We start from the raw sequence: 16,484 nt of genomic DNA, 5'->3' as shown, positions 1-16,484 counted from the left end.
GCGCGGGAAGGGCTCGTATGGGGATCGAGCCCGCAGCGCAGCAGGGGGGTCTCGTGGCGGCAACGCCTACAACCAAGTGGCAGGTCGGCGGGTATCGATTTCTCGTCCGACGGATGGAACACGCCTTGGTGCGTCGCGATGTGCGGATGCTGCACGATCCGATGCGCTCACAATCGAGGGCGTTGGCGGTAGGCCTCGTAGTGGCGTGTCTGGGTCTTGCCGGATGCGCCGCATTGGCATTGCTTCGGCCCCAGGACAAGATCGGCGACGCGACGATCGCGGTGGGGAAGGACTCGGGTGCGATGTTCGTCCGAGTGGAGGAAGCGTTTCATCCGGTTCTGAATCTGGCCTCGGCGCGGTTGATCGTCGGTAGCCCGGACAGCCCTGTCATCGTCAAGGAATCCGAGTTGGCCAAACTTGATCGGGGTTCGCTGGTGGGGATACCCGGAGCGCCGTCGAGCCTGCCGCATGAGGAGTCCGGCTCACCGGAGTCATGGACCGTGTGCGACACGCTCGACTCCACGGGTGCCGTCGCCGGTACGACCGTAGTGGTGGGGGACCCGCGCTACGACGACAGAATCGGTCCACTCGAGGACGGCGAAGCCTTCCTCTGGAGCACGACGGACGGAACGTACCTGGTGTACGACGGCGTCCGTGCACTGATCGATCTGGGCGATCGCTCGGTCGTGCGTGCACTCGGGCTCGAGGGCGTGCGGCCGTCGAGTGTCAGTGACGGACTTGCGAATGCTGTTCCTGTGGTGCCGGCGATCGTCCCACCGGCGATCGCGCGTGCAGGCGAGATTCCGGCCTACCCGATTGCGGGGAAGACGATCGGTTCGGTCGTGAAGGTGTCGGGTGTCGACGTTCGGTATTACGTCGTGTTGGAAAACGGTATCCAGGCGATCACGGAGTCGACGGCGCAGCTGATCAAGTTTGCCGATTCACAGGGCAGCCCCGAGATCGATTCCCTCAACCCCGACGTGTTGCCTTCGGCGCCGACGGTGACAGGGTTGCCGGTCGAGATGTATCCGCGGGTGGCCCCGAAGATCGTGAATACGGCCGCCGAGCCGGTCGGATGTTCGACGTGGATTCCTCAGGCTGCCCCCGACGGTGGTCCTACTGCACAGTTGGTCATGTCGGCTGGGCGCACTCTTCCTATCGTCGGCTCGGCGCGTCCGGTGCGTCTTGCGCAGGCAGACGGGGGAGGAGCGGCTGCCGATGAGGTCTACCTCGAGCCTGGCAGCGGTGGTTTCGTGCAGACCACCGGCATCGAACCGACGAGCTTGCGACAGGACGCGTCGTTCTTCGTTGCCGATACCGGAGTTCGGTTCGGCGTGCCCGACGCTGATGCCGTCGATGCGTTGGGTCTTGGTGTTCCTGCCCCTGCGCCGTGGCAGATCGTTCGATTATTGGGCACTGGGCCCACATTGAGTCGTGCCGCGGCACTGACTGCTCACGACGGTGTTGGACCCGATCCCGATGCGGCGCGCCTCCCGACAGGGTGACCACTGAGGTTTCGGCGCCGAAGCGGCATCGCAATTCCCAACCCCAGTAGGAGTACGACCCCTACGAGGATGGATCCCGTCGTAGCAATCGTCCGTGGCCGAAGATCCGGTGGGTCGGGTACGACGGGCGCCGGCATCGACACCGGGTCCACCGCGGCTGCTGATGCGATTCCTTCCACTTGTGCGGTTACGGCTGCGAGTGGATCGACGATTCCGTGACCGATCAGTGGATTCCAGCCATCCGCGGGCTTGTGCGCTGTGGCCTCGATACGTTCGATCACTTGCATCGCGGTCAGCTCGGGCCGGTGAGCCCGAATCAGCGCCGCTACTGCGGAGACAAGGGGAGCGGCGAAGCTGGTGCCCTGGATCGGCACAGTATTGCCCTGCCCGTCGACTGTGCCGTTGGTCAAACCGCCGCCCGTCGGGGACAGTGAGGTCATCGAGGTACCAGGCGCTGCAACGTCCACCCAGGGGCCACCGAGGGTGAAGGCTGAGGGTCGTCCGTCCGGGTCTACCGATCCGACGGTCAACACCTGCTCGTCGAACCACGCAGGGGTGGCGATGGTCGCGATTCGATCCCATTGCTCGGCATCGGGATCGGCTGGATCGGGTGGAGGGTTCTGACTGCGACATTGGGCTTCACCGCTACCGCCGGTGTTGCCGGCGGCCGCGACGACAACCACGTTGCGGATGCGAGCGGCATAGTCGATCGCCGCGCCGAGGGGCCCGTCGGCGATCCCCCTACCGCTCGGAACGCACGCGACCTCGGAGATGTTGATGACGGAAGCGCCGGAATCTGCGGCGGTGCGCACGGCCTGCGCCATCGTCATGACGTTGCCGTATCCGGATGCGTTGTCAGCTGGTGTCTCCGCCTCCTCGTCCCCTGCAGTTCTCTCACGTTGAAATGCGTTGCTGGACTGACGTATCGACAGAATTTGGGCGTCGGGAGCTCCACCGGCGAAACCGCTGCCGGGGACACTCTGTGCAGCGATGAGTCCCGCTACCAAAGTTCCGTGCGCATCACAGTCCGACAACCCGTCGCCGGTAAATACATAATCTCCTCCCGGCCGGAGGCCGGGTAGTCGGGGGTGTGGTGAGACCCCGGTATCGATGACAGCGACTATTTGACCGGCACCACGCGTGATCGGCCACACGGCACGGAAATCGAGTACACCCTGTGCATCGGGTACGGCGGGGCCGTCCGGGGTGGGCGAAGCGGGCACACAGAGATTTCGTTGTTCGGTTGGCTCCGGTGGCGCAGGTGGAGCCGGTTCGGGGAGCAGCGCGGGGTCGACGAACGGCCTGTCCGCGGATGCCGCTCCGCCGCCGAGAAAGGATGCAGCCACGACGACCGCGACGCCGATCGCACCCATCGTCCGTCGCGTCAGGGCTTTCACAGCCCGCGCATCGCCGCGTACAGGCCGCAGACCCAGCAGACGATGGGAACGATCGCAGCGATCGCCGCGTACTCGACGAGTTCTCCGGCGCGTCGGAGCACTGGTGAGTATTCGCGTTGGGGAACGAACGATCCGAAGACGAGTGCGATGACGGTGACACCGATGGCAGCCGCGAAGGGGATGATCGGTCGATCGGGAATGGCAAACACCCATGTCGTCGACACGGCGAGAACGATGATCGAACCGGCAGCAACAACCGGGACTGCATGGTCGAGTTCGGCGAACGTGCGACCGCGAAGGACGAGTACTAGCGCAGTCAGCAACGCCAGGACGACTCCCGGCCAATAGATCTCGGAAATCGGGTGGCCGGAAAATGCTGCACAGAACGCACCGACGGTCGCGGCAGCCGAACAAGCGCAGACGAAACCGGTGAGGTAGCTACGCGCAGTGCGTGAGACGTCCTCCAGATCTTGAAAGGAATTCGAATCCGTCTCGCCCTCTCCGTCGAGCGATGCACCAGCGGTCGGCACCGGGGGCAGTGGCATTCGCGCCTGCATCATCGACATCCGCGGCGCAGCGGCCAGCCCCAACAACGCCACCGCGGTGGCGCCGGCACCGACTGCGGACGGTGAAAGAGAGCCGAACAGCATCACTGCAGAAGCTGCTACAGCAATGCCTGAAAGCGCAGCAATACCGGTGAACAATGCCCCGCCATGTCCACCGAGGCGGAGGGCAAGGACAGCGACTGCTCCCGCGACCGCGGAGCCGAGCATCAGATGCGCACCGCCCAGCGCACCTGGGACGAAAAGCACACCCGAGGAGAACACCAGTGGCAGAGCGCATCCCGACAAGAAAATTCCGGTGCGCTCGTCCGAGTAGGCACGTCCGACTATCGAGCCGGCGACCAAGAACATCAGTCCGACAAATGCAGCTGCGATAGCAAGGAAGATATCCGGGGTATACCCGGGACCTCGAGACAACGGCTCTCGAAGAAGACCGAAACAGGTAATCAGAAGTGCGACAGCGGCGATACCGAACCCGACCGACCGGGCAGTCCGGGGCGTCCACAGTCGACTCTCGGTAGCTCCCGACATCGCAACGGCATGCATCAAGTCGTCGAACAGCGGTGGCGGGGCTGGAGATTCGGCATCGCCGAGGACGAGAAGTTCACCGTCGCGGACTACTGCGTCGCTCAGCGTCTGAGTTGCCTCCAGCGGCGGTTGACCGACTCTGGAAAGAACCCATGCCGCCGGCCGACGGCTCTCGGTGTCTGCAGCCTCGCCGCGCGCTGCTCGGTTCCCCGCCAGATCGACGATCCCCGGGATCATCAGCGCGATCGGCACATCGGTGGGAAGCGCCATATCCACTTGCACCGACCGGGCAAGAATCGTCAGTCGGCACAGCTCCATGGCCGCTATCGGCGCGGACGTGCCGACCGAGCGGCGACGCTCCCCACCCGTGACGCGAAGACCGGTGTGGTCGACGGACTCGACAAGGTTCCCTGTCATCAAGTTCCCCCCGGAATTGATTACGGCAAATCACCGCCGCATTCCGCACGAATGCCGGCAGCGAGAGACTGTACCGTCCCGGAGTCGTCGAGGGTGTATCAGCTACCGCGAACGAAGCTCGGTCGGGGCCGAGATCAGACGGGGGCCAGTTCGCTGACATCGGCGAGGAGCTCGAACGAGCGCAGCCACGACTGTCGATCCACGACGCCGGAAGCAACGATCAGCTCGTCGGCGTTCGCGTGACGCGCGAACCCGTCCAAGTACTCACGAACCACCTCGGGCGTGCCGACGGCGGAGTACGTCGTCATTTGGTTGATCTGGCGTCCCTGGGGCGAATCGAGCAGCATATCGGCTTCTTCGTCGGTGAACTTGCGTCCGCGGCCGAGGAGGAGACTCACTCGGCTTCGCTTGGTGGCGAGGAATTGTCGCTGAGCGTCCTCGTCGGTATCGGCGGCGATGACGTTGACGCCGGCGATCACGTGTGGTGCTTCCAGCTGCGCCGACGGCTTGAAATCACGTCGATAGATTGCGACGGCCTGCTCGAGTGCGTCGGGTGCGAAGTGCGAGGCAAACGCGAACGGGAGTCCGAGTGCGGCAGCGAGCTGGGCGCCGAAAAGCGAAGAACCGAGAATGTAGAGGGGCACGTGCGTTCCCGCTCCTGGGGTGGCGCGCACTCCTGGAATCAACGATTCGTCCGACAGGTATGCCTGCAGCTCTTGCACATCTTGTGGGAAGCGCTCGGCCGACGACGGGTCGCGGCGCATCGCGCGCATGGTGGCTTGGTCGCTGCCCGGTGCACGTCCGAGACCGAGATCGATTCGGTCAGGGTGCAGAGTGGCCAGCGTGCCGAACTGTTCTGCGATGGTCAGCGGGGCGTGGTTGGGCAGCATCACGCCGCCGGATCCCAATCGAATACGGCTGGTGTTCGCAGCCACGTGTCCGATCAGAACACTGGTCGCCGACGAGGCGATCGTGGTCATGTTGTGGTGCTCGGCATACCAAATGCGTTGGTAGCCCCATTCTTCGGCTCGCTGCGCGAGCTCCACGCTGGCGTCGAAACTGTCTTTGACGCTCTCGCCTTCGCCGATGAAGGCCAAATCGAGAATCGAGAGTGGAACGGACACGGTGTACGCCTGCCTTTCGCGGAGGAGCTCGAGTGCGAAGTGACACACCGGTAAGAGTGTGAGTACTCACTTCCTGCGGTAATCAACCGTGCGAGAGGTAGTCCTATTCCGCCTCGGTAAGCAGCGGGTGGTCGGTGGCAGTGAAGCACCGAATGAGTTAGCCTTTCGCGAAACATACTGCTCGTTGGGGAAACGTGAAGTGTGCGCGGTAATGGGGATACCGACCGGTGGGGGCATCGAGGCGTGAATACTGTTCGGTTCGTTCGTGGTGCACGGCGTGAAGTTCCACGCACTCCTGGCGGCGAGGTGACGCTTCAGACGCCACCGGAGATACCTCGGGTGGTCCCGGGAAACTTGCTGATGAAGCTGATGCCCCTGGTCATGGTGGCAGCAATGGTCGGCATGGTCGCGTTGATGTTCACCTCCGGCATGGCAGCCAACCCGATGATGCTGATGTTTCCGGCGATGATGCTGGTGTCGATGCTGGGCATGGTTGCCGGTGGTGGTCGAGGTGGTGGCGCCAGAACGGCGGAGTCGAACGAAGACCGCAAGGACTATCTGCGCTACCTCGACCAACTGCGCAGGGATGTGGCGACAACCGCGACCAGCCAGCGTGAGGCGCTCGAGTGGTCGCACCCTGACCCGGCGATTCTGTGGTCGTATGCGGGCACCCCGCGGATGTGGGAGCGCCGCACCTCCGATCCGGACTTCTGTCATGTTCGGATAGGTCGGGGAGACCAGCGTCTGGCGACGCGCCTCGTTCCCCCGGAGACCGGACCCGTCGAAGAACTCGAACCAGTCTCTGCGGTGTCACTGAGGCGGTTCGTGCGGGCACATTCCGTTGTGGGTAGTCTCCCCACCGCGGTGTCGCTTCGCGGATTCGCTGCAATTTCCGTGTCCGGCGATCGTGATTCCTCGCGGGCCATGGTGCGTTCGATGGTGGCGGCGCTCTGTATGTTCCACGATCCCGACCAGTTGCGGCTCGCAGTGGTCTGCGGGCCCGACACGGTTGCGTTCTGGGACTGGACCAAATGGCTTCCCCACACTCAGCACGAAGTTTCCAGGGACGGTGTCGGCACTGCGCGAATGATCTATGGATCGTTTCTCGAACTCGAATCCTCGCTCGGCGAACACCTCTCACTGAGAAACAGATTCGCCCGTGGTGGCTCGCCGGCCGCGGGAGTCCCGCAACTGGTGATCATCGTCGACGGTGGCTTACTCGACAACAGTGGGACCGATCTTTCGCGAACAGGGCTCGATTCGGTGACGATCGTCGATCTGTCCGACTTCTGCACCGGGCTTGCTGCCAGCCGAGGCATTCGTCTGTTCTCCGAGAACGGTTCGATCGGCGCTGTCAGCGGCTCACGCGTCGAGGTATTCGGCGTCTCGGACGCGATGAGCGTCGCACAGGCGGAAACCGTGGCTCGAAGGCTGTCTCCGTATCGAACCGCAGTCGATGTCGGTATCGACTCCGGGGGAGAGGACGCAGAGTCGATCTCGAGCTGGAACTTTCTTGTCGGAATCGCCGACGTCGGTCTCCTCGACCCGAGTCGCGCGTGGGTAACCCGTCGTGGCCGTGATCGCCTTCGTGTACCCATCGGAATTGCACCCGACGGAAGCTCGGTGGAGATCGACCTGAAGGAGTCGGCCGAGAATGGTATGGGCCCGCACGGATTGTGCATCGGCGCAACCGGTTCGGGAAAGTCGGAGTTTCTCAGAACACTCGTCCTGGGTCTCATTGCCACACACGACCCGGACCAGCTCAATCTGGTACTCGTCGATTTCAAAGGTGGTGCGACGTTCGCCGGGCTCGAAGGAGCGCCACACGTTGCTGCGGTGATCACCAACCTCTCCGAAGACCTGTCGCTGGTCGATCGGATGAAGGACGCCATTGCGGGCGAGATGAATCGCCGTCAGGAGTTACTCCGGGATTCGGGCAACTACGCCAATGTGTCCGACTACGAGAAGGCAAGGGCTGCCGGTGCCGCGCTCGCGCCCTTGCCTGCGTTGTTCATCGTCGTCGACGAGTTCTCGGAGTTGCTGAGCCAACAGCCCGAGTTCGCAGACCTCTTCGTCGCCGTCGGGCGGTTGGGGCGGTCACTGCACATGCACCTCTTACTGGCGAGTCAGCGTCTGGAGGAAGGGAAGCTGCGCGGTTTGGACAGCCACCTGTCGTATCGGATCGGCTTGAAAACCTTCTCCGCCAACGAGTCTCGCTCGGTTCTCGGAGTTCCGGATGCGTATCATCTACCGGCACAACCCGGCGCCGGGTATCTCAAATGCGATTCTGCCGAGATCGTCCGCTTCGCGGCGGCATACGTGTCCGGGCCCTACGTCCGCCCTCGCGATGCAGTACGGGGGAGCAGCCATAGTTCGGCGACCGCTCGACCGCGGATCTTCAGCGCTTATCCGGTGCAGATGGATGTGGTCGAACCGTCAGTCGACGATATCGGCGGCCGGTACGACGAGCACCTACCGGAGGAAGAAGCCAGGCCCGACAGCCGGACGGTGCTCGACGTCGTGGTCGAACGACTGCAGGGCAGCGGTCGTGCGGCACACGAGGTCTGGCTGCCTCCGCTCGATCTGCCGCCCACGCTCGATCGAATGATTCCCGATTCGGTCCTGTCGGCGCCGGTTGCAGCGATCCCATCGCTACGGGCACCGATCGGCATAGTGGACCGCCCATTCGATCAACGGCGCGATCTACTGGTGGTCGACTTGTCAGCGGCCCAAGGCCACCTCGCGATCGTCGGAGGGCCACAGTCCGGGAAGTCGACGGCGCTGCGAACACTGATCATGTCGTTTGCGCTGACCCACACGCCTGCGCAGGTGCAGTTCTACTGCCTCGATTTCGGCGGAGGAACGCTCGGCGGACTCGCCGCTCTTCCCCACGTCGGATCCGTCGCGAGCAGGCTCGACGTCGACCGGGTGCGGCGGACGGTCGCCGAAGTCGCGGCAGTGATCGGACGACGCGAGAGAATATTCCAACAACGGGGTATCGACTCGATCGTCGAATTTCGTCGTCGTCGCGCCGAGCAACTGATCGACGACGAGGATGGTTTCGGAGACGTCTTCCTGGTCGTAGATGGCTGGGGCAGTATTCGATCCGATTTCGAAGCCCTCGAGCCTCAGCTTGCCGCGCTGACAGCGCAGGGGTTGTCGTATGGAGTTCACCTCATCCTCACCGCGTCGCGATGGGCCGAGATTCGTCCTGCAACAAAGGATCTTGTCGGAACGAGGATCGAATTGAAGTTGGGTGACGCGTCCGATTCCGAGTTCGGGAGAGTGAAGGCCGCGCGGGTTCCGGACAGCAGGCCCGGTCGCGGAATCACGAAGGAGGGGTTGCACCTCCTCGTAGGATTGCCGCGTGTCGACGGCGCGCCGTCGACCGTCGATCTCGGTGTCGGAATTCAGCATGCGGTGGCTGCAGTTGCGCAGGCCTATGTCGGTCTTTCGGCGCCACCTGTGCGGATGCTTCCCGAGAGTCTGCCGCGAGGCGAGCTTGTCGATCTGCTTGTCGGCCGCTGGCCACGCTCACGCGGATCGGTGCCGGAATTGCGGGTTCCCATCGGAATCGACGAGGCAGAACTCGATCCGGTGACACTCGATTTCGCCGAGCAGGCGCACTTCCTGGTATTCGGTGACACCGAGTGCGGGAAGACGGCGTTGCTCGAGTCGATCTGCACTTCTCTCGTCGAGGCCAACACGCCGTCGCAGGTAAAGTTGATCCTCGCCGACTACCGTCGCACGATGCTCGGCACCGTCGACACCGACCATCTCGCGGGATATGCAGCCTCGCAAGCTGTTCTGATGACGATGATGACCGAGCTCGCCGCCAAACTCGCCGATCGGATGCCTGGGCCCGACGTCACCCAACAGCAACTTCGTGAGCGCACCTGGTGGAGTGGACCGGAGATATTCGTGATCGTCGACGACTACGACCTGGTGGCCACGTCGACGGGAAACCCGTTGACCGTTCTCGTCGAGTATCTGCCACACGCCCGCGACATCGGATTGCACGTGGTGCTCTCGCGGAGATCGGGCGGGGCATCGCGGGCGTTGTACGACCCCGTCATTTCACGTATGCGTGATCTCGTGTCGCCTGGTCTGGTCATGAGCGGCAGTCGAGACGAGGGAAATCTGATCGGTTCGGTCAAACCGAGCGCCATGCCGCCCGGGCGTGGCACGCTGGTCGACAGGCGAGGCCAGTCGCTTGTTCAGCTAGCGTGGACAGCGCGGTGATCAGCGAAAGCAGCTACGCTGCAGTAAGTTTCGGGGACGGTCCGGTGTCGGTATTGACGGTGTCGAGTCTCGGTTCCGCCGAGTTCGAGTTTCGACCTACGGTAACGATGCGTGACGGAACGCCCGAGTACCTGGTAACCGAACTCGGGCGTGATACCCCACCGGAGGTGGCGCACGCGTACCCCATCAGCTTCGTCGAGGACGCCGAGTGCCTTGTCGATTCGACCGTTCTACCCACGGCAGTGGTGGTGCACGGTGTCCTCGGTGCATCGCTCGCTGCGGCCGGTGCACCACCGATCGTCGACGTCCTCGAAATTGCATGCCCGTCGCACTGGGGGCCCGTCGCTGTGGGCGCCGTTCGCGCTGCCGCCATGCCTTTGGCGCGTGAGGTGATCGTGGTCGATGCTGCAAGCGCGGCAACACACTCCCTCGGTCAGCGAGCGCCTTCGTACGCCATCGTCGTCGAATTGGCCGAACTCAATTCGGTGGTGTGTGCGGTCACCGCCGACGGCCGAGGCGGATACACCAGGACATGCAGATGGGATGTGCAGGGCACGCGCGACGTGGGTGGTGATCGAGGGGCAGAACGTTCGATTAACGACCGGGTCTCGTCATTCGTTGCTACGCAACGCCATCGGGAGGGGGTGGATGTATTCGTACTGGACACTACGGCTGGCGGTGACGCAAAAGTACTCGCCGAATCGCCGTATCGCATCCACCGAATGCGCGGCGTGGACATCGTTCGGTCCATGGCGGCTCGCGCAGGGCTGTCGATTCCAGCGGATGAAGCTGGTTCTTCGGGCAGCTTCGAAGACGAGACGGAGGATCGCTGGGCGAGGACGACGCCCATGCCTGTCCGTGCGGCAGCCTGGCTGGACGAGGTCGATACCGGCGCGGTATCTGGTGCCCATCGTCGTCGGAAGGTGCAGCAGGCGGTCCTGGTGGCGGTCGTGGTCGCGATGAGCTCGGCGGTGTTGGTGGCCCTCGTCTCGATGCGTGGAGAACCGGATCGGCTCGCTGATCCCTCGCGCGCGGATTCGGCATCGGTGATAATCCCGTCCGCGTCGGTGCCTGGTCCTGTCACCTCATCCCCACCGGCGCCGAGCATTGCCGCACCCGCTACCTCGGCCCCGAGAGGAGTCGAAGACGGACCGTCGAGAAAATACACCTACGGCCGCGTCGAGCTTCGGATTCCGGACGGATGGTCGCACCGGGAGGAAGCCGAGCGGTCGATTCTCGTGCCGTCGGATCTGCCCGATCGCAGAATCGTGGTCACTACCACCGTTCTTCGTTCGGGTGCATCGTTCGACGAGGTAGCCGACGATCTGTCTGCGATGGTGGCTGCCCGTGCTTCCGATGGCGTGGTCGGCGATCTTATACGGGCGAGGGACATCGGCGGCCGAGTAGCGTTGTCGTACACGGAATCTCCCGATATCGACTCGACGGTGAACTGGCAGATCTTCGTCGAGGGCGATCTACAGATCAGCATCGGTTGCCAGAGTCGGCGTGGTGAACAGCACCTGCTCGATGCCGAATGCGCCGGGGTCGTCTCCACTGTGACGGTCGCACCCGAGTGAACTGCGAACAATTCGTCCAGAAATTTCCACATCCATGGAACCGAAGGGCATCGCGCGTGCGTCCAATCAGATGTAGGGGAGAATCGCACTTGCGCCGTAGGCGAACCGCTGCCCAGTCCGAGCACTCGACCGAGCACTCGGAACCGAAGACATCGAGGAGTTGACATGGCAGAAGCCAATATCGAAACCATGATCGCCGTGGCCGCAAAGGTCGACGGCCTGCGCGACCAGATCGGAGGGCTGCTGAGGCTGCTTCGCTCGGATGTCGACCTTGCGGCATCGGGAATCTGGAAGGGCAAGGCGTCGACCTCGTTCGGTCAGGTCATGACCAATTGGGATTCGAGCGCATTCAAACTCGAGAATGCGCTCGCGGGCATCAGTCAGTCGATCAAGACCAGTGGTATCGAGTACGACCAGTCCGAGCAGGACAACGTCTCGTCGATCAATGCGGTCGCAGGCACGCTGAACCTGTGATGTTCGAGCGTGCTTCGCGGTTGCGAAGCACTCGAACACATCTCATGAGAGTCCACCACTTGCCCCACCGAACGGAAACGAGGAACTGACTATGGACGGCGAAATCAGATACAACTTCGGCTCGATCACCGATCTGGCCGGCGGTATGACCAACAAATGGCAGTCGCTCAACGACAAACTCGACGAGATCAAGTCGTCGATTCAACCTCTCGTTGCGACGTGGCAGGGTGCCGATGCCGACGCTTACCAGGTCAAGCAAGGGGAATGGAACTCGGCGCAGACCGAGCTCACCACGGTCCTGCAGAGCCTGATCGGCGCGGTCAACTCCGGCAACCAGAAGATGATGGAACAGGAAGCGATGAACCGGTCCCGTTTCTCGTGAGGTAGTCGTGTGGCCATGTGCCCCGGCATTGCGCTCGATGCCGGGGCCGTGCCGTGTCCACAGGACCAGCAACCCGAGTGCTGATCGGCACTCGGCTCGGGTTGCTTCTATGTCGTCGCACCTGTGAGGTGAAAGCGTGGACCCCATCGAAGCGCACAGGCTCATAGCCGATGCGCGGAGTGCAGCGCAGAGTCGGCTGGAGTCCTTGCGTGCACAGTTCGAGGTGATCGTGGCAGGCTCCGAGTGGACCACCGATGACGACGAGCACGACCCGGAAGGATCGACCATCGCCTTCGAGCGAGCAAAGGTGATCGGGCTGGCGCGCGATGCAGAGGACGAAGTTCGTGAGCTCGATGCAGCTCGGGAACGCGTCGCGTCAGCTTCTTACGGAGTGTGCGAGCGGTGCGGGTCAGCTATCGCCGATCCCCGCTTGGAAGCGCTCCCCGCGGCTCGGCGCTGCATAGTCTGCGTGCGACTTCGGTGAAGGCGTTTTGACCTGCTGCAGGTCCAACCGGTATTGTCCCACGATGGCGTGGATGAGATCGTCGCGCTCTTTGTGCGGCGATCACTTGCTCTCGGGTCTCAACTGGCCGCCGAGGGGATACACACGTCTTGGCCAGCAGCGACATCATGAAGACAGGAATTTTTGTGTCTACATACAGCCCGAAGGCCGGGGACACCACCCGGACTTGGCATGTGATCGACGCTACGGACGTTGTACTCGGTCGGCTCGCCGTCCAGGCAGCAAACTTGCTCCGTGGCAAGCACAAGCCCACCTATGCAGCCAACGTCGACGGTGGCGACTTCGTCGTCATCATCAACGCAGAGAAGGTTGCCATCAGCGGTAACAAGCGCGATGGCAAGTTCCTCTACCACCACTCCGGCCACCCGGGCGGTTTGAAGTCGCGCACGGTCGGTGAGGTTCTCGACAGGACCCCTGATCGCCTCGTGGAAAAAGCCGTCATCGGCATGATCCCCAAGAACAAGCTCGGCAGTGCCATCGCGGGCAAGCTGAAGGTCTACGCGGGACCGAACCACCCGCACACAGCTCAGCAGCCCGTTCCGTTCGAGATCAAGCAGGTGTCCCAGTGACGGCGCCGGAGGGAAATGACGTGACGTCGCAGGAGAACACCGAAGAGGTCGTCGAGATCGCCGCGGACGAGTTCGTGGCCGTCGAAGAGCCTGAGGTTGTCGACGAGATCGAAGCCGCTGCTGCAGCGCCTGCACCGATCCTGTTCGATCGCCCGATCCAGACAGTCGGTCGCCGTAAGGAAGCCGTCGCTCGCGTGCGGTTCTCCTCGGGCAGCGGTGGGTTCAAGCTCAACGGCCGTAGCCTCGAAGACTACTTCCCGAACAAGGTGCACCAGCAGCTGATCAAGGCTCCGTTGGTCCTCGTCGATCGGGCAGAGTCCTTCGATATCGTCGCCCTGCTTCACGGTGGCGGCCCGTCCGGACAGGCAGGCGCCTTGCGTCTGGCTATCGCGCGCGCCCTCATCGAGCTCACCCCGGAAGACCGTCCGCCGCTCAAGGCTGCCGGCTTCCTCACGCGTGATGCGCGTTCGGTGGAGCGCAAGAAGTACGGTCTGAAGAAGGCACGTAAGGCGTCGCAGTACTCCAAGCGCTGACGTTCTTTCCAGTTCTACCCGCGAGGGCAGGCGTCCAGAATTCTCGGATGCCTGCCCTCGCGGCGTTTGAAGATCAATTTTTTTCTGGCGAAGGGGGACGAACTCCAGATGACTCGACTGTTCGGTACCGATGGTGTGCGGGGGCTGGCCAACGGCTTGTTGACTCCGGAGTTGGCGGTGAAGGTGGCCAGGGCTGCCGCAACCGTATTGACGCAGGCTTCACCGACAGAACGCCCCGTCGCGGTGGTGGGTCGCGATCCGCGAGCGAGTGGCGAGATGCTCGCAGCTGCGGTGACCGCAGGCCTGACCGCGTCGGGAGTCGACGTGCTCGACGTCGGGGTCCTCCCGACACCCGCCGTTGCATATCTGACATCGGCGCGCGGTGCGCAACTGGGTGTCATGATCTCCGCGTCTCATAATCCGATGCCGGACAACGGAATCAAGATTTTCGCGGCAGGGGGTCACAAGCTCGACGATGACGTCGAAGATCGAATCGAGACCCTCGTAGCCGGAGGCGGTGCCATGCCGGCACCTACTGGTTCGGGTATCGGCCGCGTCCGAGTGATGACGGGTGCTGCCGAGGAATATGCGGCGCATCTCGGCTCGGCGCTGTCGATTCGGCTCGACGGCGTCACCGTTGTCGTCGATTGTGCGAACGGTGCTGCGTCCGCCGTCGCACCCTCGGTGTACAGGGCAGCGGGAGCGAGGGTGATCGCGATCAACGCGGACCCGGACGGCCTCGATATCAACGACGGCTGCGGATCCACGCATATGGAAGATTTGCAGACGGCCGTGGTGTCCCATGGAGCGGACCTGGGCATCGCTCACGACGGCGACGCCGACCGATGCCTCGCCGTCGACGCCTCCGGACGCATTGTCGATGGCGACGCAATCATGGCGATACTGGCTATCGGAATGAAGGAATCCGGCGAGCTCACCGAAAATACGCTGGTCGCCACCGTCATGAGCAATCTCGGTTTGCACATCGCGATGCGCGCCGCTGATATCGACATGCGCACCACAGCAGTCGGAGACCGGTATGTTCTCGAGGATCTGAGGGCTGGGGGCTACGCCTTGGGGGGCGAGCAAAGTGGCCACGTTGTCATTCCCGGGTTCGGGACCACCGGTGATGGAACCCTCACCGCGCTGCGAATTATGGGCAGAATGGCCGAGACCGGTCGTTCTTTGGCCGATCTGGCCTCGGCAATGACCACACTTCCGCAGGTGCTCATCAATGTGAAGGTGTCGGACAAGGCAGCTGTGGCGACGGCGCCTTCGGTGCTCGAAGGTGTGGCCGAGGTAGAGCGGATGTTGGGGGATACTGGTCGAGTGTTGTTGCGGCCCAGCGGCACCGAGCAGTTGGTGCGGGTGATGGTGGAGGCGGCCGAGCCGGACCTCGCCCGTCGACTCGCCGAGGAATTGGCGAATCGGGTCGGGCAGGTCTGACTCGGGCCGTCCCCGAGCTCAGTGTTACTCGATCGACTCAGTCCGTCAGAGCGCGAAGCGCCGTCAACTGCGCGACACGTCCTGCGGTGTTTTCAGCCAGGGGTTGGACGTTCAGCGTGGTGACACCGGCCTCGGCGAATGCCGCGACGCGTTCCTTCACGTAGCTTTCCGGCCCGATCAGGTTGATGGCGCGCACGAGCTCGTCGGGCACTGCAGCCGTTGCTTCTTCCTTCTTGCCTGCTAGATACAGGTCCTGAATCTTCTCGGCCTCGGCTTCGTAGCCGTACCGTCGAGCGAGGTCGTTGTAGAAGTTCTTTCCCTTGGCACCCATTCCGCCGATGTAGAGGGCGAGGTGGGGCTTGACCCACGGAAGGTACTTCTCAGCGTCCTCGCCGATGGCGAGAGTGGGGCTTGCGAAGACCTCCAGGTCGCCCAGAGGCGGGTCGCGCTTGGCCTTGCCTGCGCTCAGCGCGTCTCCCCACACCTGGTCCGCTTTCTCCGGGAAGTAGAAGATCGGCTGCCAGCCCTCGGCTATTTCTGCGGTGAGCTCGACGTTCTTGGGTCCGAGTGCAGCGATGACTACCGGGATCTTCTCGCGCACAGGATGGTTGATCAATTTGAGCGGCTTGCCCAGGCCGGTGCCCTGGTCTGCGGGCAAGGGGATCTGGTAGTGCTTGCCCTGGTGGACGACCTTTTCGCGACGCCACACCTGACGGCAGATCTCGATGACCTCGCGGGTCCGGGCGATGGGCGCGTCGTACTTGACGCCGTGGAAACCCTCGACGACCTGCGGGCCGGACGCACCGAGGCCGAGAACGAAGCGACCGTCGGAGACGTAGTCGAGGCCGGCTGCAGTCATCGCGGTCAACGATGGTGTGCGGGTGTAGATCTGGAAGATTCCCGACGCGATCTTGATCGTCGACGTCTTCGCGGCCAGAAAGCCGAGCTGGCTGACGGCGTCGAACGAGTATGCCTCGGGAACGAAGATGATATCGAGGCCCGACTTCTCGAGTTCTTCTACCTCGGCCACGGTTTCTTTGAATCCGCCTGAGTAGTTGAGCGTGGTTCCGATATGCATGAGACTCCTCGCAGGTGTGAGCGTGTTATCTGTAACCCGAGCTGTATAGCTGGGACGTTACCGGTACCGGAGGGAACCGATCCCATGCGGGCTGCGTCGAACATGACAGGGGTATTTCGCCCGACG

The 16,484-nt window shown here is 63.1% G+C and carries 13 protein-coding genes; 9 read left to right on the top strand and 4 right to left on the bottom strand.

The window, feature by feature from the left end; genetic code table 11:
* Positions 1-53 precede the first annotated feature (53 nt).
* Positions 54-1,505, top strand: a complete 1,452-nt coding sequence (eccB, locus tag BJD99_RS17450) for a type VII secretion protein EccB (RefSeq protein WP_084348507.1) — start codon at positions 54-56, stop codon at positions 1,503-1,505.
* Here the strand turns inward: eccB and mycP are convergent.
* From mycP to BJD99_RS17435, 3 genes are all read right to left on the bottom strand, one after another.
* Positions 1,454-2,893, bottom strand: a complete 1,440-nt coding sequence (mycP, locus tag BJD99_RS17445) for a type VII secretion-associated serine protease mycosin (RefSeq protein WP_373270557.1) — start codon at positions 2,891-2,893, stop codon at positions 1,454-1,456. The genes eccB and mycP overlap by 52 nt on opposite strands.
* A gap of 5 nt (positions 2,894-2,898) precedes the next feature.
* A complete protein-coding gene (eccD, locus tag BJD99_RS17440; protein ID WP_084348459.1) occupies positions 2,899-4,410 on the bottom strand; it encodes a type VII secretion integral membrane protein EccD in 1,512 nt (503 codons plus the stop codon).
* A gap of 134 nt (positions 4,411-4,544) precedes the next feature.
* The gene (locus tag BJD99_RS17435) at positions 4,545-5,534 is read right to left on the bottom strand and encodes an LLM class flavin-dependent oxidoreductase (RefSeq protein WP_084348506.1); all 990 of its coding nucleotides are present in this window, start codon (positions 5,532-5,534) and stop codon (positions 4,545-4,547) included.
* A 243-nt stretch (positions 5,535-5,777) separates the two neighbouring features.
* On the opposite strand from BJD99_RS17435, the gene eccCa reads away from it, so the two are divergent.
* The 8 genes from eccCa to glmM all read left to right on the top strand — a co-directional run bounded on the left by eccCa (position 5,778) and on the right by glmM (position 15,280).
* Positions 5,778-9,776 carry a type VII secretion protein EccCa gene (eccCa, locus tag BJD99_RS17430; RefSeq protein ID WP_084348458.1) on the top strand — a complete coding sequence of 1,333 codons (3,999 nt, stop codon included), beginning with the start codon at positions 5,778-5,780 and terminating at the stop codon, positions 9,774-9,776.
* Positions 9,773-11,353: a type VII secretion-associated protein gene (locus tag BJD99_RS17425; RefSeq protein ID WP_143542215.1), complete on the top strand. Its 1,581-nt coding sequence runs from the start codon at positions 9,773-9,775 to the stop codon at positions 11,351-11,353. The genes eccCa and BJD99_RS17425 overlap by 4 nt, the downstream gene beginning before the upstream one ends.
* Positions 11,354-11,518: 165 nt before the next feature.
* A complete protein-coding gene (locus tag BJD99_RS17420; RefSeq protein ID WP_084348456.1) occupies positions 11,519-11,827 on the top strand; it encodes a WXG100 family type VII secretion target in 309 nt (102 codons plus the stop codon).
* A gap of 91 nt (positions 11,828-11,918) precedes the next feature.
* Positions 11,919-12,209, top strand: coding sequence for a WXG100 family type VII secretion target (locus tag BJD99_RS17415; RefSeq protein WP_084348455.1), 291 nt, complete (start codon positions 11,919-11,921; stop codon positions 12,207-12,209).
* Positions 12,210-12,345: 136 nt separating this feature from the next.
* On the top strand, positions 12,346-12,693 hold the full coding sequence (locus tag BJD99_RS17410; RefSeq protein WP_256895899.1) for a TraR/DksA C4-type zinc finger protein: 348 nt from the start codon (positions 12,346-12,348) through the stop codon (positions 12,691-12,693).
* 164 nt (positions 12,694-12,857) lie between these two features.
* Positions 12,858-13,301 carry a 50S ribosomal protein L13 gene (rplM, locus tag BJD99_RS17405; protein WP_084348504.1) on the top strand — a complete coding sequence of 148 codons (444 nt, stop codon included), beginning with the start codon at positions 12,858-12,860 and terminating at the stop codon, positions 13,299-13,301.
* Complete coding sequence (gene rpsI / locus BJD99_RS17400) at positions 13,298-13,834, top strand: 30S ribosomal protein S9 (protein ID WP_084348454.1); 537 nt, start codon at positions 13,298-13,300, stop codon at positions 13,832-13,834. The genes rplM and rpsI overlap by 4 nt, the downstream gene beginning before the upstream one ends.
* A gap of 108 nt (positions 13,835-13,942) precedes the next feature.
* Positions 13,943-15,280, top strand: a complete 1,338-nt coding sequence (gene glmM, locus BJD99_RS17395) for a phosphoglucosamine mutase (RefSeq protein ID WP_084348503.1) — start codon at positions 13,943-13,945, stop codon at positions 15,278-15,280.
* 37 nt (positions 15,281-15,317) lie between these two features.
* On the opposite strand, the gene BJD99_RS17390 is transcribed toward glmM, so the two are convergent.
* The gene (locus BJD99_RS17390; protein WP_084348453.1) at positions 15,318-16,358 is read right to left on the bottom strand and encodes an LLM class F420-dependent oxidoreductase; all 1,041 of its coding nucleotides are present in this window, start codon (positions 16,356-16,358) and stop codon (positions 15,318-15,320) included.
* Between the last annotated feature and the right edge of the window lie 126 nt (positions 16,359-16,484).

The sequence above is a fragment of the Rhodococcus sp. 1163 genome (assembly GCF_002091985.1).
Lineage (GTDB): Bacteria > Actinomycetota > Actinomycetes > Mycobacteriales > Mycobacteriaceae > Rhodococcoides.
The sequence above is the reverse complement of the archived record's forward strand: the minus strand, read 5'-3'. Positions and strand labels throughout refer to the sequence as shown.

What these genes read in the sequence shown, in the direction of transcription:
- BJD99_RS17390 (WP_084348453.1), bottom strand. Translation starts at nt 16,358, where the DNA reads ATGCATATCGGAACCACGCTCAACTACTCAGGCGGATTCAAAGAAACC.
- glmM (WP_084348503.1), top strand. Translation starts at nt 13,943, where the DNA reads ATGACTCGACTGTTCGGTACCGATGGTGTGCGGGGGCTGGCCAACGGC.
- BJD99_RS17415 (WP_084348455.1), top strand. Translation starts at nt 11,919, where the DNA reads ATGGACGGCGAAATCAGATACAACTTCGGCTCGATCACCGATCTGGCC.
- BJD99_RS17420 (WP_084348456.1), top strand. Translation starts at nt 11,519, where the DNA reads ATGGCAGAAGCCAATATCGAAACCATGATCGCCGTGGCCGCAAAGGTC.
- eccD (WP_084348459.1), bottom strand. Translation starts at nt 4,410, where the DNA reads ATGACAGGGAACCTTGTCGAGTCCGTCGACCACACCGGTCTTCGCGTC.